General features: G+C 53.5%; 17 protein-coding genes. 7 read left to right on the top strand and 10 right to left on the bottom strand.

Features of this window, described 5'->3' with window-relative positions:
* Positions 1-405 precede the first annotated feature (405 nt).
* Positions 406-2,928 carry a BsuBI/PstI family type II restriction endonuclease gene (locus tag OVA10_RS17620; protein WP_268196526.1) on the top strand — a complete coding sequence of 841 codons (2,523 nt, stop codon included), beginning with the start codon at positions 406-408 and terminating at the stop codon, positions 2,926-2,928.
* Positions 2,929-3,879: 951 nt separating this feature from the next.
* Here the strand turns inward: OVA10_RS17620 and OVA10_RS17615 are convergent.
* Both OVA10_RS17615 and OVA10_RS17610 read right to left on the bottom strand, forming a co-directional pair.
* Positions 3,880-4,470 (bottom strand): hypothetical protein, encoded by a 591-nt coding sequence (locus OVA10_RS17615; RefSeq protein ID WP_180253481.1) that lies wholly within the window; start codon positions 4,468-4,470, stop codon positions 3,880-3,882.
* 806 nt (positions 4,471-5,276) lie between these two features.
* Positions 5,277-6,764 (bottom strand): recombinase family protein, encoded by a 1,488-nt coding sequence (locus OVA10_RS17610; RefSeq protein ID WP_268196525.1) that lies wholly within the window; start codon positions 6,762-6,764, stop codon positions 5,277-5,279.
* Positions 6,765-6,798: 34 nt separating this feature from the next.
* On the opposite strand from OVA10_RS17610, the gene OVA10_RS17605 reads away from it, so the two are divergent.
* The gene (locus OVA10_RS17605) at positions 6,799-8,394 is read left to right on the top strand and encodes an ABC-F family ATPase (RefSeq protein ID WP_268196524.1); all 1,596 of its coding nucleotides are present in this window, start codon (positions 6,799-6,801) and stop codon (positions 8,392-8,394) included.
* 118 nt (positions 8,395-8,512) lie between these two features.
* Here the strand turns inward: OVA10_RS17605 and OVA10_RS17600 are convergent, their stop codons facing one another.
* Both OVA10_RS17600 and OVA10_RS17595 read right to left on the bottom strand, forming a co-directional pair.
* Entirely contained in the window at positions 8,513-10,876 is a 2,364-nt protein-coding gene (locus OVA10_RS17600; RefSeq protein WP_268196523.1) for a glycoside hydrolase family 31 protein, read from the bottom strand.
* Between the two features lie 17 nt (positions 10,877-10,893).
* Positions 10,894-12,195, bottom strand: coding sequence for an MFS transporter (locus OVA10_RS17595; protein ID WP_100777076.1), 1,302 nt, complete (start codon positions 12,193-12,195; stop codon positions 10,894-10,896).
* 288 nt (positions 12,196-12,483) lie between these two features.
* Between OVA10_RS17595 and OVA10_RS17590 the strand changes: the two genes are divergently transcribed.
* Positions 12,484-13,557, top strand: a complete 1,074-nt coding sequence (locus OVA10_RS17590; protein ID WP_268196522.1) for a LacI family DNA-binding transcriptional regulator — start codon at positions 12,484-12,486, stop codon at positions 13,555-13,557.
* Here OVA10_RS17590 and OVA10_RS17585 read toward each other — a convergent pair.
* The 4 genes from OVA10_RS17585 to OVA10_RS17570 all read right to left on the bottom strand — a co-directional run bounded on the left by OVA10_RS17585 (position 13,554) and on the right by OVA10_RS17570 (position 19,279).
* Positions 13,554-14,810, bottom strand: a complete 1,257-nt coding sequence (locus tag OVA10_RS17585) for a DUF1479 domain-containing protein (protein WP_268196521.1) — start codon at positions 14,808-14,810, stop codon at positions 13,554-13,556. The genes OVA10_RS17590 and OVA10_RS17585 overlap by 4 nt on opposite strands.
* 157 nt (positions 14,811-14,967) lie before the next feature.
* Positions 14,968-15,777, bottom strand: coding sequence for a Cof-type HAD-IIB family hydrolase (locus OVA10_RS17580; protein WP_268196520.1), 810 nt, complete (start codon positions 15,775-15,777; stop codon positions 14,968-14,970).
* A 165-nt stretch (positions 15,778-15,942) separates the two neighbouring features.
* Entirely contained in the window at positions 15,943-18,375 is a 2,433-nt protein-coding gene (locus tag OVA10_RS17575; RefSeq protein WP_268196519.1) for a formate C-acetyltransferase/glycerol dehydratase family glycyl radical enzyme, read from the bottom strand.
* Between the two features lie 4 nt (positions 18,376-18,379).
* The gene (locus tag OVA10_RS17570; RefSeq protein WP_268196518.1) at positions 18,380-19,279 is read right to left on the bottom strand and encodes a glycyl-radical enzyme activating protein; all 900 of its coding nucleotides are present in this window, start codon (positions 19,277-19,279) and stop codon (positions 18,380-18,382) included.
* 126 nt (positions 19,280-19,405) lie between these two features.
* On the opposite strand from OVA10_RS17570, the gene fsa reads away from it, so the two are divergent.
* Positions 19,406-20,068, top strand: coding sequence for a fructose-6-phosphate aldolase (fsa, locus tag OVA10_RS17565; RefSeq protein ID WP_102105258.1), 663 nt, complete (start codon positions 19,406-19,408; stop codon positions 20,066-20,068).
* Between the two features lie 41 nt (positions 20,069-20,109).
* Here fsa and moeB read toward each other — a convergent pair whose 3' ends face one another.
* Together moeB and moeA are read right to left on the bottom strand one after the other, a co-directional pair.
* Complete coding sequence (gene moeB / locus OVA10_RS17560) at positions 20,110-20,862, bottom strand: molybdopterin-synthase adenylyltransferase MoeB (RefSeq protein WP_248859881.1); 753 nt, start codon at positions 20,860-20,862, stop codon at positions 20,110-20,112.
* 1 nt (position 20,863) lies between these two features.
* Entirely contained in the window at positions 20,864-22,096 is a 1,233-nt protein-coding gene (moeA, locus tag OVA10_RS17555) for a molybdopterin molybdotransferase MoeA (RefSeq protein WP_123429193.1), read from the bottom strand.
* Positions 22,097-22,285: 189 nt separating this feature from the next.
* On the opposite strand from moeA, the gene iaaA reads away from it, so the two are divergent.
* From iaaA to gsiB, 3 genes are read left to right on the top strand one after another with little or no spacing between them, the layout of a single operon-like run.
* Positions 22,286-23,224 (top strand): beta-aspartyl-peptidase, encoded by a 939-nt coding sequence (iaaA, locus tag OVA10_RS17550; protein ID WP_268196908.1) that lies wholly within the window; start codon positions 22,286-22,288, stop codon positions 23,222-23,224.
* Between the two features lie 11 nt (positions 23,225-23,235).
* Positions 23,236-25,101, top strand: a complete 1,866-nt coding sequence (gene gsiA, locus OVA10_RS17545; protein WP_100777068.1) for a glutathione ABC transporter ATP-binding protein GsiA — start codon at positions 23,236-23,238, stop codon at positions 25,099-25,101.
* A 33-nt stretch (positions 25,102-25,134) separates the two neighbouring features.
* A complete protein-coding gene (gene gsiB, locus OVA10_RS17540; RefSeq protein WP_268196517.1) occupies positions 25,135-26,673 on the top strand; it encodes a glutathione ABC transporter substrate-binding protein GsiB in 1,539 nt (512 codons plus the stop codon).

The following is a 26,673-nucleotide window of genomic DNA, read 5'->3' as shown; positions in this document are numbered from 1 at the left end:
ATTAAATGTATACCCATATGATACAGTGCGTGCTTTTGTTGTCAATAGAGTCTAATTTAACCCTATTGAGACTTTGTATCATGGTCTTAATCAGGTATACCCAATCGAGACTATAGAGGTCTGAACAGTTAACTATCATACAAATGAATCTAATGCAGTGATTCACGGCATTGTGATGTTGATATGAAGTAAAAATACGGCGGGGTAAACTGCCGTCTGTAACAGATAGGACTATTTGACAAGACTTAAATGAGGTGGTCTGTTGCATTCGATAACAGTCTATGCGATCCCGTGACAAATCACTTTTAATCACAGAATCTCTTTGTGCCACCTGTGTTTGTAGTAACATTGTCTCCATGCGAAGCATTCTGTACTTAATGTTGATCCAGACGACATTGAAGTAGGATGCAGTTTGAACTTTTGTTACCAAGTGGAAAGATGATGCGCTTGTTGGAACTGGCAGAACAATACAGAAAAGAAGCTAATAAGTTACTAAATCCAAAGACTAAATCTGCGCTGGGTCAGTTCATGACTCCGGCTCCGATTTGTTTGTTCATGGCGAGCCTGTTTGACGAAATAGAAGGTGATGTAAAACTGCTTGACCCTGGCTGTGGGGTGGGGTCTCTCTCTGCCGCATTCATAGATAGAGCCCTGACATCTAAGGTTAAGAGCATAGAGCTTGATGCGTTCGATATTGAAGATGTAATGCTTCCATTCTTGGATAAAACGCTGAATGCTTGCAGTAAGGCCAGGAAAGGATTTTTATCTTATAAAATCAATAAAGTGGACTACATTATTGATACAAGTCTGTTGGTAAAAAATCTTGTATCCAGTGAGGATATTGAGACTTACAGCCACGTAATTATGAATCCACCCTATAAAAAAATCCTTTCGTCAAGTCAACATAGAATTGCTCTAAGCAGTGCGGGTATAGAAACGGTCAATTTATACTCAGGGTTTGTTGCATTAGCCCTAAAACGGCTGAAGGAAGGTGGGGAGTTAGTTGCGATTATCCCGCGCTCATTCTGTAATGGTCCGTACTATCAACCTTTCCGCGAACAATTGATTTCGGAAACCGCCATCAAGCACATCCACATTTTTGACACACGTAACACTGCTTTTGCAGAAGATGAAGTTCTTCAAGAAAATATTATTATTCATTGTGTTAAAGGCGTTCCACAAGGACAAGTAACAATCACTTCAAGTCCAACTTCCGATTTTCAACTTGATGATGAGACTGGGCAAATCACAGCTACTGATATGACCTTACGGAAGGTTTCAATTGAAAAAATTGTTAATCCAGCTGATAAGCAAAAGTTCATACATATTGCTGCAAGTCCAAGGGAGCAGGACATTATCGAAAGGTTATCGCCGTTCACATCAACTTTAGAAGATCTAAATATTCAGGTCAGTACTGGACCGGTAGTTAATTTCCGACTCAGGGAAGACCTCCGAGAAAGTATTGATTCAGAGTCAGTACCACTTCTTTTTCCTCAGCATTTAAATGGAAAAGTTATTTGGCCCCTTGATGGAAAAAAACCGAATGCTATTAGAGTTTCAGCATTATCGCGTCCATGGCTTTGGAAGAATAAAGGTAACTTTCTGATTGTTAAGAGATTTAGCAGTAAGGAAGAAAAGCGTCGAATCGTCGCAACTTTATATGATTCATCCCTTCCGGGTGATATGATCGGTTTTGAGAATAAAACAAATGTTTTTCATATTAAGAAAGTTGGTATGGATGCAGATCTTGCTCGCGGGCTATATGTTTATCTGAATTGCACTTTGCTGGACAAATACTACCGCCAGTTTGGCGGGCATACACAAGTAAATGCTTCTGACTTGAGATCGATTCATTATCCCCCATTAGAAGTATTGCGAAAAATGGGAAGTGAATTGGGTGATGAGGTTCTAAGCCAGAACCAAATTGATGAAATCATTAACAGGGAGTTAGATCTTATGACTGATGGAAAAATGACAGATCCATTAAAAGCTCAGGAAAAAATCGAACAAGCTCTTGATGTATTGAGTCAACTTGGAATGCCTCGCGCTCAAATAAATGAGCGTTCAGCTTTAACCTTGCTTGCATTGCTTGACCTTCATCCCGATGGCGAATGGGATAAGATTCAACGCCCAATGATAGGTGTTACACCGATAATGGATTGGTGTAGAGATGTATATGGCAAAGAATATGCTCCAAACACTCGCGAAACCTTCCGACGACAAACACTTCATCAGTTCTGTGATGGTGGAATAGCCTTATACAACCCAGATAAACCTGATCGCCCTGTTAACTCCCCTAAGGCTTGCTATCAGATAGCACCTGAGCTGCATACTGTGTTGCTAAACTATGGTTCTGCCAAATGGGAGAAAGCACTAGATGAACATATGGGCAACATATCAACCTTAGTTGAGCAGTATGCGATGGCGAGAAAAATGAAAATGGTTCCATTGCAGCTGAATGATGGTACTGAACTGGAACTGAGTCCTGGTGCGCATAGCCAGCTAATCAAGGATATCATCATTGAGTTTGGTCCTCGCTTTGCTCCTGATGCAGAAGTTATTTACATCGGTGATACTGGTGCGAAAGAAGATCATTTCAGAAAAGATAGACTTGCGGAGCTGGGGGTAACTGTTGATCGAAAAGGCAAACTGCCTGATGTTGTTCTTTATTGGCAAGAACGAAACTGGTTATTATTAATAGAATCAGTGACTTCTCATGGTCCTGTCGATGGAAAGCGTCACGGCGAATTAGCAAAATTATTTGCGAATGCCAAACCTGGGCTGGTATACGTTACTGCATTCCCTGACCGGAAGGTGATGGCAAAGTATCTTATGGAATTATCCTGGGAAACAGAGGTTTGGGTCGCAGATGCTCCAACCCATATGATCCACCTAAACGGCGATCGCTTTCTTGGACCACATACTTAAGAGAACAGCTTGAGCGTCAATTAATGGAGCCGGAAATACTCGGCTCCACATCAGACTAATCCTATTAGCAAAGCAAAATTCTTGTGTTCCACCTTAATGATATTCGATGATTCTGTCAGTTATAAACGGGGGGCTCGATCAGATCGTTAAACGGCTAGTAAGCGTGACAGAGTATGGCAATAAAATAGATAAATGCGCATGAAATGCTTGTTTTTAATGGTACTGGCGCTCCTGCCAGCCTTGGCGAGTGATCTTGACCCGCCATTTCCAGACAACTTTATCTGATGTGGTACTGGTCGCGCATTCTTCTCAACGAGTATAATTGAATCACCAATATTCAATGCAGCCACTTTATCGTTAAAGGTGATAGATGCCATAGACTATAGCGAGGGTTACGACTGATTTAAGATCATTTCATTTCATTCTTCCGTGGATTCTATTTTGGTTACATATTTACCACTGCGGTATATTTTCACGCCGACATACGGTGACTTTACTAATTTACGGATCTCATTCATTATATTTTTTGATAACATATCGCAGCATTCCATATACATAACTTTACGGGTATCGGTATCTGATATGTTAGTGAAACAGCTGCTGACCCAAGAATCGGGTATTTCGATCCCATGTAACAGCTTCATATATTGAACGATGAAGTAATTTGTCAAGTGAAATCGTCCGACTGTAAATTTCCCTTTAAACATAAGGTCAGATATGGAAGCTTCCCACTCACTTCTTAAAACTATACTGGTTTCACTATATTGCATATTTTCATCATCCGCTAAAGGTATACGCCTATTAGTTGTTATGACTGTCATATGAAGTTTTAACGCTCACATCAATAAATATTGGTTTATTGGTAATGTGCATAAAGCATGGTTCCCGTCGCTGTGTTAATTCAAATCATGAAAAGTCGTACACATTACAACTTTAATGTTCTTTGGTTGTTTACCTTTTAATCATCTCATTATATTGTTTCAGGTTCCATTCATGGACTTCTGGAACTTTGGAATAGTGATCCAGAAAGATTAACTGGACTCGCATTAGATTGGCGTGGCTCATTTCAAAAAGAAACTTCTGAGGAGAGGATATACACAGGTAATCTTCGGTGCTTCCTCTGCTTGCGCTAAACTCCTTTGTTTCTCCTCCATCGAATTTAGCATAAACGGTCGTAGAAAAGTATGGGGCGAAAAGTTCACGCTTTTTATCGTTAGTAATCGCACTGAAACACACGTCTACGAGCTTTCCGGTTCCTTCGCGTCTGATGGTGAGCATAGTCCCTTTTGTGCGTCCCAACACGCTTACAGAACGCGTGGTGACATCACCAAATGCGTTTGTGTAGTCGACCTTTTCAACGAATCCACTTTCACGACGATCCTGAAGCATTTTTTCTTGCTTGTCTTCTGCGGCTTGTATTGCGGCTTGTTCCGCTGCTTGCTTGATTGCCTTATTCGGATCTTTTGATAGCCACGCGGATATTAATACTGCTGCGGCTATCACTCCGAAGATTGACCAACGTGCTGTTTCCGATAATTTCATGATCTACTTCTCTTTAGTAGGTTTAACGTTAATGTTTGATGTACCCAGAAGCATCAAGGCTGCTGAACTATTGATGATTGCTTTGTCATCGCAAAGTGCATTCCCTTCAGATTTATATCCCTGTCCACCATCCCGAGAAACATCAGTGCGTTTTTGTCGCTACTGGCACCCTTGCTGCTGATTTTGCCTCTGGCAAGAAATTCACGGAACTGGAGGCGGTGGTTAAACCTGAAGCGACAGCAACGCCTGACGCCATGATTTTTAGGGTTTTTATAAGGATAGTCATTCTGGATACCTTCTATCGTTCGCACTCCGTCGTGGACAGAGTATTCATTCCATGAGTCTTGTTTACGAGAAACACCAAGCGAAGAATCATGATCTTACATTGATCTGTTAAATCTATCAATATCGTAAAATTGATCTATAAAAACGATCGATTGGTATGGATGGAAGAGAGGGGAACGATACTAAGGATATTGTATTTAAAGGGTTTTCAAGTGGTTCATATGCTTGATGCTAATGTGGGGGCGGGGCTGCGGTTAGTCTTGAATACTGCGAGTGGAAGACATAACCATCTACTTTGTAAGGGATTTCATGCAACCATATGAGGTGTTTCGATAAGAAGCGGTGCAATTCGTACAGTTCGTAGACATAATGAATACGGTATAATTTTGGCCCCTTGCTCTACAACGCTCTGTATCGAGTTTTACGGGTTTTTGGTATTGAATGGTATCTGAGTCAGCTTTAATCGCTCTGACTAGATACAGAGCGATTGATGGCGAAAGAGCTAAAGATTTATACTCGGTTTAGCCCCAAGAGTTAACAAGATCTAATATTTCTTTAGTATCGGTAATAAAAGTAATGTTTTCGCCATCCCAAAGGAAACTTTGAACGTGTTCGTTTCTGTACTGAACTTTTATTCTCCACTTTTTGCCTATGTTATAGACAATGATACTTTCGATGATTCGTTTAAGCATCATATTCAGTTCTTGTGGATCTTTGATATCCTGTAATAGTTTCAAGTCAAACGCCCGTTCTGAGATGATCATACTGTTCTGTTGTTTTATTTTTTCTTCAACTTCCTGTAGTTTATCTTCAAGGTTATTTATAGTTTGTATTACACTTGTCGGGATCTTAGACGCAGTAAGAAGCATATCATTTAGTTCCTGAATCTTCTTTTTTATTGTCTCCTGCTCTAACAGTAATGCCCCGTCAAAACTGGTTTTTTTCTCAAGCTTGAGTTTTTTCATTATCCTGAAAAGTGCTATTTCTATATTTTTAAAATTCTTGGTTATGTTACATTTTCCATCTCTTGCATTAGCGCAAACATGGTATTGATATGTTTTTCCGGAAGCAACGTGAAATTTTCTGACAAGTGAACCGCCACATTCGTGCTTTAATATTCCGGCGAAGGCATTATGTTCAGATTTATATCCAGGTTTATTTTGTTTCTGATCAGACTGTAAAAGCATGAATTCTTCTTTGCTGATAACAGCAGGATAATAATCATCTATGATATCAAGCAGAATGACTTTACGATCTTTAGTTGTCTCTGAAGTTTGATATGCACCATATAGTGCAACCGAATTTATTGTTTTTCGAACTGTTGTATGATTCCAGCCAGCAGAACGTAATGGTTTGTGACCTTCGTCATTTAACACTTTAGCGATTTTGTTTGTTCCAAATCCTTCAAGGCGTAACTGAATGATTCTCCTGACCGTATCAACTTTGTCACTAAAAACAAATTTATCTTCTTTGCGTTTCAACCAGAAAGGCAGGATTTTGTTGATAACCTCACCGCTTAGCGCTCGTTGTCGCTGCTGACTTTTCGTTTCACGCAGGCGCTGCGATTTTTTTTCAGATTCTTTATGGGCAAGATCCGCAGCCAGAGCTATCCTGATGACACTCACAAGGTCATTGACGGATTCACGATTAAGTAATAAACCATCAACCAGTGAAGCGATAAAGACGTTGTGTTGCAGAATCGACTTAATTATCTGTTGAGTCACGTCAATGCCTCTGCGGCTCAGACGATCTAGCGACTCAATGATGATGGTTGAACCTGGTTCAATCTGTCCTTTCTCAATTGCTTCGAGCATATCGCCCAGCGATGGCCTGTTTCCCTCTTTGAATGCTGAGATTCCGAGGTCTTGAAAGTTCTTATCTGATAGAATCAAACCATGCACGTGTGCGTACTGTTCTGCAAGCTCAGTTTGACGTCTTACGGAGTCACCTTGTTCTTGCTTCTTTGATGAGAACCTTATGTAAGAGTATGCTTTTCCGTTTTGTTTCATAAGTACCTCAGTAACTTACAAGAGAGTATCAATTTTGCTTCTTTGCAACAATATTACTATGCAGTTTGGCAGTAAGCCGCTGTTCGAAAACATTTCCGTCAAATTTGGCGGCGGCAACCGTTACGGCCTGATTGGTGCCAACGGTAGCGGAAAATCCACCTACATGAAGATCCTCGGCGGCGATTTAGAGCCGACGCTCGGCAACGTGTCGCTCGATCCGAACGAGCGTATCGGTAAGTTGCGTCAGGACCAGTTCGCCTTCGAAGAGTTTACTGTGCTCGACACCGTGATCATGGGACACGGGGAACTGTGGGAAGTGAAGCAAGAGCGCGACCGCATCTACGGTCTGGCTGAAATGAGCGAAGAAGACGGCTATAAAGTGGCCGATCTCGAAGTGCTTTACGGCGAAATGGACGGTTACTCTGCCGAATCCCGTGCCGGTGAACTGCTGCTCGGCGTCGGTATTCCGGTTGAGCAACACTACGGCCTGATGAGCGAAGTCGCACCGGGCTGGAAACTGCGTGTGCTTCTGGCGCAGGCGCTGTTCTCAAACCCGGACATTCTGCTGCTCGATGAACCGACGAACAACCTGGACATCGACACCATCCGCTGGCTGGAGCAGACGCTGAACGACCGCGACAGCACCATGATCATCATCTCGCACGACCGTCACTTCCTGAACATGGTCTGCACCCACATGGCCGATCTGGACTACGGCGAGCTGCGCGTTTATCCGGGCAACTACGACGAGTACATGACGGCTGCCACCCAGGCGCGTGAGCGTCTGCTGTCTGACAACGCCAAGAAAAAAGCGCAAATTGCTGACCTGCAATCCTTCGTCAGCCGCTTCAGTGCTAACGCCTCTAAATCTCGTCAGGCGACGTCTCGTGCGCGTCAGATTGATAAAATTAAGCTGGACGAAGTGAAAGCCTCCAGCCGTCAGAACCCGTTCATTCGCTTCGAGCAGGACAAGAAACTGTTCCGTAACGCGCTGGAAGTGGAAGCGCTGGCGAAAGGTTTTGATAACGGTCCGCTGTTCAAAAACTTCAATCTGCTGCTGGAAGTGGGCGAGAAGATTGCGGTACTGGGCGCAAACGGTGTGGGTAAATCAACCCTGCTGAAAACCCTGGTGGGTGAACTGGCGCCGGATAACGGTACCGTGAAGTGGTCTGAGAACGCCCAGCTCGGTTACTACGCGCAGGACCACGAATTTGAATTCGAAAACGATCTGACCGTCTTTGACTGGATGAGCCAGTGGAAGCAGGAAGGCGACGACGAGCAGGCCGTGCGCGGCATTCTGGGCCGTCTGCTCTTCAGCCAGGACGACATCAAAAAGCCTGCCAAAGTGCTCTCCGGTGGTGAAAAAGGGCGCATGCTGTTCGGTAAGTTGATGATGGAAAAACCCAACATCCTGATAATGGACGAACCGACTAACCACCTGGACATGGAATCTATCGAATCCCTGAACATGGCGCTGGAAATGTATCAGGGCACCCTGATCTTCGTCTCCCACGACCGTGAGTTCGTAAGCTCCCTGGCGACCCGCGTGATTGAAATCACACCGGAACGCATCGTGGACTTCACCGGTAATTATGAAGATTACCTGCGCAGCAAAGGCATCGAAGGCTAACCGGTCTATCAGGCAACAGCAAAACGGCAACCCACGGGTTGCCGTTTTTTATGGGGGTTTTACATCGCACCGAACACGCAGGGCGGCTAAGGTGCAACAGCCACCCGGCAATCAGTGATTAGAGTTCCCACTCACTGCACGCTTCACCATTAATCAACAATTTACGCTTCTCGCCCACCGGCAACGACACCTTCAGCGCGTGCCACGCCGGACGATAATCGCCGCGTGCCGCGACCTTCAGATTGATTGTGTTGCCATCGCACACCATCTCCCACTCCAGCCACAGCGCATTTCCTTTCTGATAGCCCCAGCTCTCGCCATCGTCCTCAAACAGCTGGCCCGATGTTGTGCCCACGCCTTTCACCGGGAACAGTTTCAGCTCGCGGGTATCATCTTTCCCGGCGCTCACATGGGTAATGCGTTCGCTGAGCGGCAGACCGGCGCCGGCGCGTACTAGCAGCGGCAGTTTTTCCAGCGGCGCATCGCGGACGATCCACTGGCCGCCGGAGAACCATTCTTGGGTGTAAAAATCGTACCAGCCCGTTTCGTTGTCCGGCAGCCAGAGGCGGCGCTCGCGCTGGCCTTGTTCAACGACGCTGGCAACCAGCAGATCGCGCCCGAGCAGGAAATCGTCACACTCTTCGAATGTCTGGGCATCATGCTCGTGATCGAGGAAAGTCGGACGCAGCATTGGCTCGTCATCGGCATGGGCCTGCCACAGCAGAGTATAAAGATATGGCAGCAGACGATAACGCAGCTCAATTGCGCCGCGGATCGCAGGCGTCACGCCCGGATACATCCACGGCTCGTTCACCGTGTGATCGTCATTCCACGAGTGAATGGTGAAACGCGGGTGCATCACGCCGTTCTGAACCCAGCGCACAAACAGCTCCGCGTCCGGCTTATCGCCGGAGAAACCGCCGACATCGTGGCCGACGTTGAACAGCCCGGAGAGGCTCATCCCCAGCCCCATGCGAGTGTTATAGCGCAGGGTGTCCCAGTTGGTGCGGTTATCGCCGCTCCAGGTCTGGACGTAGCGCTGCATCCCGGCGCAGCCTGAGCGGGAGATCAGGTACGGACGTTTATCCGGCGCAAAGCGCTGCTGGGCTTCCATCGAGGCGCGCATCATCAGCAGCGGCATCACCGGGCGAATATGCTTGATGGCAATCTCCTGGCCAAAACCGTGGCAGCGCGCCTCGCCGTCCCAGACTTCAAACTCGTTGTTGTCGTTCCAGGTGGAGTCGATACCCATCTCCAGCAGCTGCGTGGTCACGCCTTCCTGCCACCATTTGATGGTCTGCGGATGGGTGAAATCGAGGTGAGAACCCTCGTCATCCCAGAAGCTTGAACGTTCCGGTGCATCGGTTTCTGAATCACGGATAAACAACCCGCGCTCCGCCACTTCGTTATAGCGCGGGTGGTCCTGCAGCAGGCACGGTTTGATGTTTGCCGCGAGTTTCAGCCCCGCGTCGTGGAACGCCTGGCTCATCACCTTCGGCTGCGGCACTTTGTCATAGTTCCAGTTGAAGACGTAGCGCTTGCCGTTGATGGAGGTGTAACCGGATGAAAGCTGGAACGAATCGCACGGAATCGCATGCTCTTCACACAGGCGGATAAAGTTCATCAGCTGGTTTTGCGCGTCCGGTGCGTCGGTGTAGTGCATGGTCGAACCGCTGTAGCCGAGGCTCCATTTCGGGCCGAACAGCGTTTTCCCGGTCAGCCGGACAAAGGCTTTGGTGACGTCCAGCACGCGTTTACCGGTGAAGATGTAGTAATCGATATCGCCCGCTTCCGCCTGCCAGCGGCGATATGGCGTGTGGTAGTTGTCGATTTCGTTACCCAGATCCAGCCAGCAGCTGCTCAGGTTGTCGTAAAACAGACCGTAGCTCACGTCGTCGCGGCGGGTGATAGTGAACGGAATATGCTTGTACAGCGGGTCGGTGCTGACGGCGTTATAGCCCATCGCGTCGAGGTTACGCATCTCGTAGCGTTTGCCGTTGCGCTGCAAATCACCCGCTTTTTCACCCAGGCCGTAAAAACGCTCGTCCTTGCGGCGGCTCAGATAGTGCGCCGCGCCGTCGCCGTGGGCATTCAGCAGGTACGCGCTGGTCGGGCGGTCGTGCGCCAGCTCCAGCCATTCACCGTCCTCATTGCGGTAGTGCCACTCCAGCCACAGAGGCTGGTGGACGGTGACGCGCAGCTGTTCCGTCGCGACGACGAGCGTGTCGTCTTGCTGCGTGAGCGTCCACGTCGGGCAGCTAAATCCGCTGAGATCGTCGCGCTGGCGGCCCTCCCACGGCACGTCCTGAGCGGGCGCGATACTCCAGGTTTTGTCTAGCGACAGCTCGCCTTTGCGTTTGATCAGCACGCGGAACAGATTCTCTTCCAGCACATACAGACACAGACGGTGCTGATTATCGACGAGCAGTTCCAGATGGTTCGCGGACTGTTCAAGAAGGGTCCAGTTTTTCAGGGTTTTCATATGCAATACATCCACTATCAGGCGCGCTTGGCGCGACGTTCAGCAATAAATGCTACCAGGAAAAATGCGCCAATCAGGTCAAAGAAGCCCATGGCAATGAAGAGCGGGTTGAAGCCGATTTTGTCGGCGGTGACACCAATTAACAGAGAGAACAAGAAGCTTGCGATCCACGCCGCCGAGCCGCGCATGCCGTTGACGGTGGCCATCTGGCCTTTGTCGAACGACTCCACCACCAGGGCGCTTAACATGCAGGAGATAATCTGGTGGCCAAAACCGCCAATCGAAATCAGCACGATGGTGACGTACGGGTCGCGAGTGATCGCCACGGCGGCCAGGGAGATCATCAGGAAGGCACCGGTGACGGAGCTGGCAACGACCGAGTTCACGCGAGTGCAGCCGAACCAGCGGGTATACAGGCGGGTGAGGTAGCCGCTGGCCACGCTGCCCAGATCGGCAGCCAGGAACGGCAGCCAGGCGAACATCGCAATCTGTTTCAGATCCATACCGTGCTCTTTCGCCAGGTACAGCGGTACCCAGAAGCTCAGCACGGCCCAGGCCGGTTCCGCCATAAACGCCGGAATGGCGATGCCGTAAAAACGTTTGTTTTTGGAGACGGTTTTCAGCGCCGTCAGGAACGGCATCTTCACGGCAGGCGGTTCGTTATCCTGCTTGATAAACGCCAGCTCGTCCTTGCCCAGATTCGGGTGCTGTTCCGGGTTATGGTAGAACGCCCACCACAGAATCACCCACAGCAGCGCCAGTACACCGGTAAACATAAACGCACCCTGCCAGCCAAAAGAGGCATGGGCGAAGTAGATGATAGGCGGAGCCAGCATCGCGCCGATGGAGAAGCCAACGCCAGCCCAACCGGCGGCCACCGGACGCTCTGATTTCGGGAACCATTCGCCGATGGTCTTGGCGTTCGCCGGTGTCGCGGCCGCTTCGGACGCACCCATAAAGAAGCGCAGCACTGCCAGATGCAGCCAGCTGCTGGCACCGGCGTGGAAAATACACATCAGCGCCCAAATCCCGGCGCACACCATAAAGCCAATCTTCAGGCCAATCACGTCGATCAGCCAGCCGCACAGGGGCTGGAAGAGGGTATAGGCAATCTGGAAAGCACCTACGATCCACGAGTACTGCTCGGTGGTGATCCCCATGCTCTCTTTCAGCTCCGGCGCGAGGATGCCTAACGAGTTACGGGTGATGTAGTTAACGGTAACGCCCAGTAAAAACAGCACCAGCACGTACCAGCGCAGATTCTTGATGACGCGGCGGGCTTTGCTTGCCACGACAGGGGTATTGATGTCCTGACTCATTTTTCTCTCCACAAGACGGACGGTAGGGGGATGAACGTATCGGGTGTCACACCGGTTTTATGCCTTTGATCGTTATCAGTTTTATGACTTCAAGTTGCTATACAACTAGTATGGAAGTGGTGTGACAAGTTCACCTTAAGGGAGAAAATGAGCGGGAAATAGCGGATTTTGTGCAAGCTTTCTCATAACTGCGCAGCTTATTTTGGCATGATGCCTTTTAAGCCTGCTGTTACCGCAATCTCACGCTATGAAAATTTTTTCATTTGGCAAATGGAGCGAGATCACAAAATGGATAAAAGACTCAAAATCGCGGAAATTGCCGCCCGTACCCAGCTCTCTATTAGCACCGTTTCACGCGTGCTGGCGGGGAAGTCCAATACCAGCGAAAAAGCACGCACTAAAGTGCTGGCCTGCGCGCGGGAGCTGGGGGTGATGGACGGCATGGCGGCCGGGCGACTGCTGCTTAACAGTCTGGTGGTCTTTGCTCCGCAGCGCGCGTTTGACGAGCGGTCCGACATCTTTTACTACCGCGTGATCCAGAGCGTGAGCAAAGGGCTGGCATCACATGAAGTCAGGCTCCGCTACTGCGCGCTGGAGGAGAACGACAGCGACGCGCAGCTTTTCCTGGCGCGTATGAATGAAGCGGATACCCAGGCGGCGGTCTTGCTCGGTATCGACGATCCGCATATTCACGATCTGGCCGTCGATATCGGCAAGCCCTGCATGCTGATTAACTGCCGCGATCAGCGGATGCGGTTGCCCGCCGTGGCTCCCGATCATCGCGCTATTGGCGAGCGCGCGGCGGAGTACCTGTTCGAGATGGGGCACCGGGAAGTGATGAACGTCCTGTGCCTGCGGCGCTACACCATGGAGCTGCGCCTGGCGGGGATCCGCGACGGATGGCAGGGGCATAATCTGAAATTCAATGACAAACGCGATCTGCTGGTGGTCCCGAGTTTCAGTGCCAAAGAGACCGAGCAGCAGGTGAGCGAGTGGCTAAGTCAGATGCCGGAAAAAGCGCTGCCCACCGCTTTTTTGGTCGGCGGAGATTTTATGGCGGAGGGCACCATTCGCGCGCTACAGAAGCACGGCCTGCGCGTCCCGCAGGATGTGTCGGTGATGAGCATTGACGGTTTTAATCTGGCCGCGATTCAGGATGTGCCCTTAACGGCGGTGCATGTCCCGCGCGACGAGCTGGGAACCGAAGCGGTGCATATGCTCCAGCAGAGGCTCATGCGCCCGGATGCGCCGGTTGGAACTTTATTACTGAACGGCACGCTGGCGGTGCGGGAGTCGGTACGGCGGATACGTCAGGGGAAAAGACGCACCGCCGTGGAGCGGGAAGGGCTGTACGACGCTTAGGCCATGCCGAGGGCGCGTTTACCGTGGATGTTGAGATCGTTCAGGGTAAAGCGGTCCTGCCAGTTTTTTTCGTAATCTTCGCGCGGGAAATCGCCCGGAGAAGCGCCGGTTTCCAGTGCCGCTTTCACCTTCTTCGCATAGGCGAGGTTTTTCTCGCACATCGGCGCGGCAGGAATGTACATCACGTTACCCCAGCCCTGCTGATTATCTACCGGTGCGACCGAGTGGATCACATCGCAGTGCCACCACACGGAATCCCCCGCATCCAGTGCCGGAATGCTGGTTAACGCGTCGATGAGCAGCGGATGCCACTTCTCGGAAATCGGCAGAACGCGACCCGGCGCGACGCCGCAGAGTTCGTCTTCCGGCACATCATCCAGCAGTGGACGTAGCAGAATGTAGGCCATCGCTTCCGGGATCGGCACCACGTGCAGCAGACCCTGATTCGGGATCATATCCGACAGGGCAGTCCAGCCCTGGAACGTACGGAACACCGAGCATTTGGTGGTGTTATCCACGGTGTACTCTTCCACTTCGGTGCGGTGCGCCGCATTCCACGGATCGTACTGATCGACATTGCCGTCAAACACGCGGGCAAACACCTGCTGATAGGCCGGCAGCAGCCAGCGTTCCAGCGCACCGGAATCCGTATGCGCCCCCAGCCCTTTAGAGGTGGTTCCCGGTGGGCGACGGCGAATGCGATCCGGGTAGATCACGTTGACGTCCGGGTTAAACCACTGCTTGCCGTTGCTCTCAAAAGTCCACAAACGGTTCAGGAACGACTGTACCTGCGCCATCTCTTCACTCTGACGCGCCTGCATCTGCGCCTGCGACCAGTAGATCGGGAAAATTTCCGGACGTGACGCGGTTAAGGTGCCGAAGAAGTTATCACCCGGCCCTTTGTACACGTCGTCAAACTGGTTGAGATCGAGATAGTCGAGCATCGCGTTATCCCACGCCAGCGCCTGCTCGCGCGGGAAGTGACCTTTGATCACCGCACAGCCGCGGCGTTTTACCGCTTCACGTTGGGCCGTGGTAATCGTTCCGTTCTTTACGTCCTTGAACGGAATCACAGGCCAGACGGTTTCACCGTTATTCTTCATGGCGTTAATTTCCGCCACGCGTGTCGCAATCTTATCGCTGAGCCGGTCAAAAACGGCCTGAACGTCGCCGATCTGGGCACGTAATTCGCGTTTTAACTGGCGAATGGCGGCTTTGTGGTCCGCAGGCAAAATTTCACTGGAGAAGGTCATAACTGCCTCGCTATCTTTCATTCGAAAGTAAAAGTATCTACAAGTGATACTTTAAGTTAAAAATAAGTTAATGCAAGTTTAAAAACTTGACGGGCAGCACAGGATGAAAAAACAGTGAGGTGCCGGAGCGTTGCCCCGGCAGGGGAGGAATCAGAGGTTAAAACGGAGCGGTTTTGTCGAGTACGGCCTGAATAACGTTCAGCGCGCCCTGGTGGTTATTGTCATCGGTGCTGAAGGTGCTGATCGTTTTGATGCTTTCCGCCGCATTGCCCATGGCAAAGGAGTATTTCACCAGCTTCAGCATTTCCGCGTCGTTGCCGCTGTCGCCAATGGCCACACACTCCTGCGGAGAGACCGACCAGCGTTTCAGCAGGCGGCTAATCCCGTTCGCTTTATGCAGGCCGGGAATGATCAAATCGACGAAGCCAAAGCCGCTGGTGACTGGTTTCATGATGCCGTCTAACGAGACGTGCAGTTTGTCGATAAGACCAGGGATGTCGCTGTCCGGCAGGTTCAGGGAGAACTTGAACAGCACGTCGTCGATCTCATGGTAATCGCTAATGCGCTGTAAGCGGTGGTAGTGTTTTGACATCAGGGCGACAAACTCGTCCGGCGCGTTTTGGCTGACGTAGGCGCTCTCCAGCCCGCAGGCGACGAAGTTAAGCTGTTTGTCTTTCAGTAATTCGCCAATCACGATTTGCGATTCGTGACGCGTCAGTTCGCCGTGGAAAATCTGTTCGCCATGATCGAAGACCAGCGCGCCGTTTTCCGCCACGAAGGAGATCTGTTCTTTCAGTTCCGGAAAGAAGGAGATGAGCTGGTAATACTGGTTTCCGCTGGCGACCACGAACTCGATGTCACGGGCCTGAAGCTGCTGAAATTGCGCCATAAAGCGGTCACGATCGTACTGCTTGGCATCATCAAGGAAAGTTCCGTCCATATCGGTGACGATAACTTTTACGGTCATACATTGCTCTCCAGAATATTACTGCGACCAGCAACATTCTAATAACAATGTGACCCGAACCACAAATTTATTTCGAATGAAAGTAAACGCAAAACAGCAACCCAAGGGTTGCTGTTGTTGGTGTGCTCAGCCTCTCCCGAAAGGGAGAGGGGTTGCGGGTGGAAATTACAGCGTATGCTCGGTACGCGCAATAATGTCGTCCTGCGCATCCGGGGACAGGGCGGTGAAGAAGGCGGAATAGCCCGCGACGCGCACCACCAGGTCACGGTACTGGTCAGGGTGTTTCTTCGCTTCCAGCAGCGTTTCGCGTGACACGATGTTGTACTGAATATGCCACCCCTTATGCACCTCGAAGAAGGTCCGCAGCAGAATCATCAGCTTCTGACGATCGGAATCGTTCTCCAGCGTCGCCGGGTTCAGCTTCTGGTTCAACAGCACGCCGCCCAGAATCGCCTCCGTTGGCAGTTTGCCGACGGAACCGATCACCGCCGTCGGCCCGAGGTGGTCGGTACCGGATGCCGGGCTGGCCCCTTCCGCCAGCGGAGTATGCGCCTTACGGCCATCCGGCGTTGCCATGGTTGCGGCGCCAAACGGCACGTTCGCGGAGATGGACGACGTACCGGCGTAGTAATTCCCGCCAATCGGACCACGACCGTAGCGCGGATTGTGATACTGCTTCAGCTCTTCGATATAGGTCTCATACGCACGGGCCAGCAGCAGATCCACGCTGTCATCGTCGTTACCGTATTTCGGCGCGCCGTTGATCAAACGCTGGCGCAGCTGCTCATGCGTCAGCCCTTCGTAGTCCTCCGCCAGCGCCTTCGCCAGCTGTTGCTGACCAATCGCTCCCTGCTCGAACACCAGTTTCTTCACTGCGGCGAGGCTGTTGCCGAGGTTGGCGATACCCACCTGCAAACCTGATACCCAGTCATATTTCGCGCCGCCTTGCTTGATGCTTTTCGCGCGTTCGATGCAGTCGTCTACCAGCGCCGAGCAGAGAATATCGTGCACGTTCTCTTCCAGCATGGTGTCGACCACGTACTCAATTTCAATCGATTTGCGGGTGTAGTAGCGGATCTGGTTATCCCAGGCGGCCATCACCTCGTCGAAGTTGTCGAAATTGCCCGCAGACAGCGCTTTCTCCTGCGGCAGGAACACCTTGCCGCTGGTGGCGTCGCGGCCACCTTCCATCGCCGCCAGCATCACGCGCGCGAAGTTGATAAAACTCATGCCGGTACAGCGATAGCCCCACTTGCCGCCGACGGCGGTTTCGATGCAGCCGATTGCCGCGTAATCGTAGGCGTCCTCTTTTTCCACGCCGAGTTTAATGAACTCGGAGATGACGATTTCGTCGTTGTTAAACGCGGGCATCCCGAAGCCGCAGCGGATCACTTGCACGCAGGCGTCGAGGAAATCGTTGCTCATGCCCGCGTGATAACGCACGCTCAGGTTTGGCTGGGTGGAGCGCAGGCGACCGCAGGATTCCATAATCGCGTAGGAGAGGGGGTTCACCGCGTCCATCGGCTCGCCGTTCACCAGTTTCTGACCGCCAATGGTGACGTTCTGATACAGCGGGCTACCCGCCGAGGCTTTAGAGTGTGAGCCGGAACGGATTTTGTTCACTTCCAGCAGCTTCAGCCAGCAGCTGTGCAGCAGCTCAATCGCATGTTCGCGGTCGAGAGACTGATTCAGCTCCACGTCGCGGCGGTAGTACGGATAGAGATACTGGTCCATACGCGCGAAGGAGACCGAGTGGCCGTTGGACTCAATTTGCAGGATCAACTGGATGAAATAGCACAGCTGTAGCGCCTGCCAGAAGGTTTTTGGCGGCTGGTGGGTAATGACATCGCAGTTTTCCGCCATTGCCAGCAGCTCGTCGCGGCGGCTTTCGCGGATCTCATTTTTCGCCATCTCACGCGCCAGATCGGCAAAGCGCTGAATGTGCAGCGTGACGGCTTCCAGTACGATATCAATCGCTTTCAGGAACTGATCGCCGTGCAAATCCTCCAGCACGGTCAGGTTGATGCGGGTACGGCGCTCCGCGACTTTTGCGCGCATGCCGTCGAGGCCTTTCTCCAGCAGCAGCGGGAAGTTCACCGCCAGGTGCGCATCGCCGGAGGTCATGTTGCCTTCGGCTTTGATGATGCCGGTTTCCAGCAGCCCTTTTTGCTCGTCGGTAAACATACCGTAGCAGCGATCCTGTACCGTCTGGCCGCGCCACCATGGGCAGACATCGTGCAGCACGCGCTTGTTCTCTTCGCTCACCGCAAAGCCAGCGCCCGGACGGTCGGCCAGATCGTCGATCTCTTTTTCAATCCACGAAACGGTGTATTCCGGGAAGATTGGCGCGGCGCGCACTTCGCTTGCCTGGTTGCCGATAATCAGCTCGTCGTGTTTGATCCAGATGGTGCGTTTTGCCAGATGATGCGCCAGCGCCAGCGCGCGACGCACCGGGATCGGTTTGTCCATGTGCTGCTGGTACATTTCGGTGTAATGCTGCGCGCGCTCGGTACAGACCGGCGGTTTCACGATATGCACCAGAGCGGTTTTGTGCGCCTTAATGCGGTCTGTCAGGGTGTTCAGATTCAGCTGTGTCATATCTTTATCCTCGTAGGGTCGCAGTTAACCCATTCTGGGCCGCAAACTGTTGGGCAAACTCCAGTAACTCAGGGTTATCGAGCGGTTTGTCAGGGGCAGAATAGGGTTGGCCGAGCAGGGTATATTTGTTCATGCCAAGGGTGTGGTACGGCAAAAAGTGGATATCGCGGACGTTCAGTTCGTCGGCGGCAAAACGGGTGATGGCTTTAATCGACGCTTCATCGGCGTTAAAGCCCTGAATCAGCGGGACGCGAATGGTCAGCTGTTTTCCGGCAGCAGCCAGGCGTTTTAAATTCTCCAGCACCCGTTTTGCCGAGCCGTCAGTCCACTGTTTAAATACCTCGCCATCGACATGCTTAAGGTCGGCGAGGAACAGATCGACATAGGGTAACGACGGTTCGATATAGTGCCATGGCACATGCAGACAGGTTTCGACCGCCGTGTGAATGCCCTGATCGTGGCTGGCTTTAAACAGAGAATGGGCCAGCTCCGGGCTCATAAAGGGTTCGCCGCCGGAGAGGGTAATACCCCCGCCGCTGCGATCGTAAAAAGGTTTATCGCGCAGGACGGTTGCCACAATATCGGCCACCTGTTTCTCTTCCCCACAGACCGTCAGCGCCTGGGTCGGGCAGCAGTCGGTGAGGGCGTCGAGATGGGCGTCATTGAGTTTTTCGCGATGGATGATCACTCCGTTCAGCGCACGGTCGATAATCCCTGGCGCAGCCTGCTGACACAGGTCGCAGCCTTCGAGGCACAGGCGGGCATCAAACAGCACATCCCGCGTGCGGGAGCGGCTCTCCGGGTTCTGACACCAGCGACAGCCGAGGGAGCAGCCTTTCAGGAACACCACGGTACGAATACCTGGGCCGTCGTGGGTGGAGTAACGCTGAATATTGAAGATCATATTTTCGCCTCTTGTTGCGTATGAAGATTAAATAACTTTCGAATGAAAGTTATTTTGATGTGCGTCAACTCTGAGGAAGGTTTTTACGTGGTAGTGTTACGGCAGGTTAATTTTGAGGGTGACATCATGGAATTTTATCTCGACACATCTGACGTAGCCGCAGTCAAGAAACTGGCACGCGTTTTCCCGTTAGCCGGTGTAACGACCAACCCTAGCATCGTCGCAGCAGGTAAAAAGCCGCTGGAGGTGCTCCTGCCGGAGCTGCATGACGCGCTCGGCGGAAAAGGGCGTCTGTTTGCCCAGGTGATGGCGACGACCGCAGAGGGCATGGTGGAAGACGCACGTAAACTGCGCGCCATCATTAACGATCTGGTGGTGAAAGTGCCGGTCACGGCAGAAGGGCTGGCGGCAATCAAAATGCTGAAAGCGGAAGGGATCCCAACGCTTGGGACGGCGGTGTATGGCGCGGCGCAAGGGATGCTGTCGGCGTTAGCAGGCGCGGATTATGTCGCACCCTATGTGAATCGCCTTGATGCTCAGGGCGGCGACGGAATTCAGACCGTGGTGGAACTCCAGCAGCTGCTGACGCTGCACGCGCCGCACGCTAAAGTGCTGGCCGCCAGCTTCAAAACACCGCGTCAGGCGCTGGACTGCCTGCTGGCCGGGTGTGAATCTATCACCCTGCCGCTGGACGTGGCGCAGCAGTTTATTAGCTCTCCGGCGGTGGATGCGGCGGTGGTGAAATTTGAGCAGGACTGGCAGACTGCATTTGGGCGCACGTCGATTTGACCCAGTAAACCGGGTGCTGGCGTCGCCTCACCCGGTCAGCGTTATCCCCCGCACACCTCGCAGCCTGGATTACGCATCAATTTCATCTCACGAAACTGACAGGTCATCGCGTCGTACATCAGGATTTTTCCGGCGGCAGGTGTGCCGTAATGGGTCAGCACTTTAATCGCTTCCATCGCCTGCAATGAACCGATCACCCCCACCAGCGGCGCCATGACGCCCGCTTCCACGCAGGTGAGGGCGTTCTCGCCAAACAGTCGGCTTAAACAGCGATAGCACGGCTCGCCATCCGCATAGGTAAAGACGCTGATCTGCCCTTCCATGCGGATCGCCGCCCCGGAGATCAGCGGTGTTTTATGGGCAAAACAACCCGCGTTGAGCTGATTGCGCACCGCCACGTTGTCGGTGCAATCAAGCACAATATCGTGCTGCGCGATGTGGGCGGACAGTGCCGCATCGTCCAGCATCGCATCAATGAGGGTAAAGTGAACATTCGGGTTGATCCGCGCCAGGGCATCGCGCGCCGAGATCACTTTCGGCTCGCCAACGGTCGCATCGCTGTGCAAAGTCTGACGCTGCAAGTTCGACACCGATACCGTATCGAAATCCAGCAGCGTCATCCTGCCAACGCCCGCTGCCGCCAGATATTGCGCGGCGGCACAGCCCAGCCCGCCCAGGCCGACGACCAGCACGTTTGCTGCTTTTAGCGCTTCCTGCCCGTCGAAATCAAACCCGCGCAGGACGATCTGACGGTTATAGCGCAGCATCTCCTGATCGTTCAGCTCCACCGCCATTTTAGCCTCCGAACAGATGGTTAAAGGCTTCGACCTCAACCCATTCACCGGCTTCGACGTTGCCGCGCTCACGCTCCAGCACGATGAAGCAGTTACCCTGGCTGAATGAGCTAAAGATATGCGAGCCCTGATGCCCGGTGGTGCTCACTTCCAGCTCGCCGTCGGCGTTACGCGTCAGAATGCCGCGCTGGAAATCCAGACGCCCCGGGGATTTTTTCAGTCGCGTCGCCGCTCGCACGCGCTGGCGAAGAGGCAAGCCTGAGGCGTTATCGCCGGAGAGTTTCGCCAGCAGCGGCTGCACCAGCTGATAAAAGGTCAGTGCCGCCGAGACCGGATTGCCCGGCAGACCGCAGAACCAGCTGTTAGCCAGCGTGCCAAAGGCAAACGGCTTGCCCGGTTTGATCGCCAGTTTCCAGAAGCTGATTTCGCCCAGCTCATCGAGAATGGTTTTGGTGTAATCCGCTTCGCCGACGGAGACGCCGCCGGAGCTTATCACCACGTCGGCTGCGTTATCCGCTTCGATAAAGGCCGCGCGCAGTTTTTGCGGATTGTCCGGAATGATACCGAGGTTGATCACCTCGCAGCCCAGCTGTTCCAGCATAAGATGCACGGCCAGACGGTTGGTGTCGTAGATTTGGCCCGCCTGCAAAGGCTGGCCCGGCAGCTGCAGTTCGTCGCCCGTCGAGAAAAGCGCGACGCGCACTTTGCGCACCACGTCGATCTCCGCAATGCCGAGAGAGGCCAGCACCGGCAGCTCTGCGACTGTCAGTTTGGTTCCGGCCGCGAACACCGTTGCGCCCTGGGCGATATCTTCCCCGGCGCGGCGGATGTTCTGATTCGCTTTAACGCTGGCGGTAAAACGCACGCCCGCGTCGGTCTGTTCGGTCTCTTCCTGCATCACCACCGCGTCGCACCCGTCAGGCACTGGCGCACCGGTCATGATGCGAATGCAGGTCCCCTGTGGCCACTCACCCGCGAACGGCTGACCGGCGAAGGCTTTTCCGGCGACCGGTAAGGCATTTCCCGCCTGAATATCCGCAAGGCGCACCGCGTAACCGTCCATCGCCGAGTTATCAAACCCCGGCACATTGAGCGGAGAGACAACGTCGCGCGCCAGCACACGCCCAAAGCCGCGCAGCAAAGGCAGCGTTTCGTGCTCTTTCAACGGGGTGACGGGGGCGAGCATCTGCGTGAGTGCCGTTTCAAGCGGCATCAGTCCGGCGGTAAAATCCATGGTTTACTCCTGCGGGATAACAGCGAAAGCGGGCATTATGACAGAAAAGTGCCCCTAACTGTATGACACAGAGGGTGTAGTCTTTACATCACCCTTGCGTCTTTCTATATTCAAAATTCGTCTGAAGATCTGACAACGATAATGATATTTATAGAAAAAGCGGCGCCTCTGTGCTGATGGGTGATGGAAATGGTTAATGCGGTGATCGCAATTCACGGCGGCGCAGGGGCAATTACCCGTGCGAAGCTGAGTCCGGAGCAGGAAAAACGCTACGTTGACGCGCTTTCTGCCATTGTTGAAACGGGCCAGCGGATGCTGGAGGCGGGCGAGAGCGCGCTTGATGTCGTCACCGAGGCGGTACGTTTGCTGGAAGAGTGCCCGCTGTTTAACGCGGGCATTGGGTCGGTATTTACTCGCGACGAAACCCACGAACTGGACGCCTGCGTGATGGACGGCAATAGCCTGAAAGCCGGTGCGGTGGCGGGTGTCAGCCATCTGCGTAACCCGATTCTGGCGGCGCGTCTGGTGATGGAGCAAAGCCCGCACGTCCTGATGACGGGAGCTGGCGCGGAGCAGTTTGCCGCAGAAAACGGCATGGAACGGGTGCCTGCTGAGACCTTCTCGACGCCCGAGCGTTATCAGCAATTACTGGACGCCCGCAGCGCCGGGATCACCCAGCTCGATCACGCGGCACCGCTCGAGGAGCGCACCAAAATGGGTACCGTCGGAGCGGTGGCGCTGGACAAAGCGGGCAATCTCGCGGCGGCCACCTCTACCGGCGGAATGACCAACAAATTACCGGGCCGGGTCGGGGACAGCCCTCTGCCGGGCGCGGGATGTTACGCCAATAACGCCAATGTGGCCGTGTCCTGCACCGGCACGGGCGAAGTGTTTATCCGCACGCTCGCGGCGTATGACATTGCCGCCTTGATGGATTACGGAAACTTAAGTCTGGCCGAGGCCTGCGAGCGCGTGGTGATGGAAAAACTCCCGGCGCTCGGCGGCAGCGGCGGGCTGATTGCCGTGGATCGTGAAGGCAACGTCGCGTTGCCGTTTAACAGTGAAGGGATGTATCGCGCCTGGGGTTATGCGGGCGATGCACCCTCGACGGGAATTTATCGTGAATAAGGGGAGCCTGCGTGCCGCACAGTAACGATCTGGATAGCCGGGAAGTTCTGGCCGTCCACAACCTGAACATCGCGTTTCAGGAAGAGCGGCGGCTTGTCCCGGCGGTAAAACAGCTTTCGTTCTCTCTCAAGCGAGGCGAAACGCTGGCGATTGTCGGTGAATCCGGTTCCGGTAAATCCGTCACGGCCCTGTCGCTGATGCGTTTGCTGGAGCAGGCCGGCGGGATGATCAACTGTGACAGCCTGCTTTTACGCCGTCGCAACCAGCAGGTCATCGATCTCACCGAGCTGAGCCAGTCGCAAATGCAGAGCGTGCGCGGCGCGGACATGGCGATGATTTTCCAGGAGCCGATGACCTCGCTGAATCCGGTGTTTCCGGTGGGCGAGCAGATTGCCGAATCTATCCGCCTGCACCAGGGATTATCCCGCGAGCAGGCGCTGGCAGAGGCCAAACGCATGCTGGATCTGGTGCGTATTCCGGAAGCGCAAACCATTCTCGGGCGCTACCCGCATCAGCTCTCCGGCGGCATGCGCCAGCGGGTGATGATCGCTATGGCGCTGTCGTGCCGTCCGGCGGTGCTGATCGCCGATGAACCGACGACCGCGCTGGATGTGACCATTCAGGCGCAGATCCTGCAGCTCATCAAAGTGCTGCAACAGGAGATGGAGATGGGGGTGATTTTTATCACCCACGATATGGGCGTGGTGGCGGATATCGCCGATCGGGTGCTGGTGATGTACCAGGGCGAGGCCGTTGAAACGGGCAGCGTGGAGCAGATCTTCCACGCGCCGGAACACCCTTACACCAAAGCGCTGCTGGCGGCGGTTCCGCGTCTCGGGGCGATGAACGGCAGCGATTTGCCACGTCGTTTCCCGCTGCTTTCGCCGGGCGTGGCGCAAAGCGAAGAGACCGAACAAGACACGGTGGTACCGGGCGAGCCGATTCTGCAGGTGCGCGATCTGGTGACCCGTTTCCCGCTGCGCGGCGGGCTGCTTAACCGCGTGAAGCGCGAAGTGCACGCGGTGGAAAACGTCAGTTTCGACCTATGGCCGGGCGAAACCCTGGCGCTGGTGGGCGAATCGGGCTGCGGGAAATCCACCACCGGACGGGCGCTGCTGCGTCTGGTCGACTCCCAGGAGGGCAGCATTACCTTTAACGGTGAGCGCATCGACACGTTGCCTGCCAGCAAGCTACAGCACCTGCGCCGGGATATTCAGTTTATCTTCCAGGACCCCTATGCCTCCCTCGATCCGCGCCAGACGGTCGGTTACTCGATCATGGAGCCGTTGCGGGTGCATGGCCTGCTGAAAGGCGAAGAGGGGCAGCGGCGCGTTGCCTGGCTTCTGGAACGCGTGGGATTAAAGCCGGAACATGCCTGGCGTTACCCGCACGAGTTTTCCGGCGGACAGCGTCAGCGCATCTGCATTGCCCGCGCGCTGGCGTTGAATCCGAAGGTGGTGATTGCCGACGAATCCGTCTCGGCGCTGGATGTCTCCATCCGTGCACAAATCATCAACTTACTGCTCGATCTCCAGCGCGAGCTGGGCATCGCCTTTTTGTTTATCTCACACGATATGGCGGTGGTAGAGCGCATCAGCCATCGCGTGGCGGTGATGTACATGGGACAAATCGTGGAGATTGGCCCGCGTCGCGCGGTGTTTGAAAACCCGCAGCACCCGTACACCCGCAAACTGATGGCCGCCGTTCCGGTGGCCGATCCGGCGCACCGGCACGGCCACCGCGTGCTGTTGCAGGATGAGATGCCGGGCAATATTCGTAAACGCGGCGAGGCGACGGAGCGTGTGGTTCTGCGCGAAGTGGGCCCCGGACATTTCGTGGCGCCGCCGCATCAACACAACGCCTTTTCACGCTTATAGCTTTTGACAGACAGGGAACAACAGGAGAATACAATGACAAAATTTGTTGCTCGTTCATGGCTGTTAGCCGCGAGCGTGACGGCCGCGCTGGCGGCAACGCCTGCATTTGCGGCTAAAGATGTGGTGGTCGCCGTGGCGTCCAACTTCACCACGCTGGACCCGTATGACGCCAACGATACGCTGTCGCAGGCGGTGGCGAAGTCGTTCTATCAGGGGCTGTTTGGCCTTGATAAAGAGATGAAGCTAAAGAACGTGCTGGCCGAAAGCTATACCGTCTCCGATGACGGGCTGGTCTACACCATCAAACTGCGCAGCGGCGTGAAGTTCCAGGATGGAACTGATTTCAACGCTGAAGCCGTGAAGGTGAACCTCGATCGCGCCAGCAATAAAGAAAACAGTCTCAAGCGCTATAACCTCTACAAAAACATCGCCAGCACCGAGGCCGTTGATTCGACGACGGTGAAAATCACCCTCAAAGAGCCGTTCTCGGCGTTTATCAATATTCTGGCGCACCCGGCGACGGCGATGATCTCCCCGGAAGCGCTGAAGAAATACGGTAAAGAGATTGGTTTCCATCCGGTCGGCACCGGGCCGTACGAGCTGGTGACCTGGAATCAGACCGATTTCGTGAAGGTGAAGAAATTCGCCGGGTACTGGCACAAGGGCCTGCCGAAACTGGACTCTATTACCTGGCGTCCGGTTGTCGACAACAACACCCGTGCGGCGATGCTGCAAACCGGCGAAGCGCAGTTTGCTTTCCCGATCCCTTACGAGCAGGCGGCAATCCTTGAGAAAAACAGCAAGCTGGAGCTGGTGGCCAGCCCGTCGATCATGCAGCGCTACATCAGCATGAACGTGACGCAAAAGCCGTTTGATAATCCAAAAGTGCGCGAGGCGATCAACTACGCCATTAACCGTCAGGCGCTGGTGAAAGTGGCTTTTGCGGGCTATGCGACCCCGGCGACGGGCATTGTGCCGCCGTCGATTGCCTACGCCCAGAGCTACAAACCCTGGCCTTACGATCCGGCGAAAGCGCGCGAGCTGCTGAAAGAGGCCGGTTTCCCGAACGGCTTTAGCACCACGCTGTGGTCATCTCATAATCACAGCACCGCGCAGAAAGTGCTGCAGTTCACCCAGCAGCAGCTGGCGCAGGTGGGCATCAAAGCGCAGCTGACAGCGATGGACGCGGGCCAGCGTGCGGCGGAAGTGGAAGGCAAAGGGCAGAAAGAGAGCGGTGTGCGCATGTTCTACACCGGCTGGACGGCATCAACGGGTGAAGCAGACTGGGCGCTCTCGCCGCTGTTTGCCTCGCAGAACTGGCCGCCGACGCAGTTCAACACCGCGTTCTACAGCAATCCGCAGGTGGATAAAGATCTGACGGATGCCCTGAAAACCACCAAAACCGACGAGAAAGCGCGTCTGTACAAGGATGCTCAGGATATTCTGTGGAAAGAGTCGCCGTGGGTGCCGCTGGTGGTGGAAAAACTGGTTTCCGCCCACAACAAGGCGCTGACCGGGTTCTACATCATGCCGGATACGGGCTTCAGTTTTGAAGACGCGGATTTGAAATAA

Source organism: Lelliottia sp. SL45, from assembly GCF_026672535.1.
In the GTDB taxonomy this organism is placed as follows: domain Bacteria; phylum Pseudomonadota; class Gammaproteobacteria; order Enterobacterales; family Enterobacteriaceae; genus Enterobacter; species Enterobacter nimipressuralis.
This window is presented reverse-complemented; position numbering and strand designations above follow the sequence as displayed.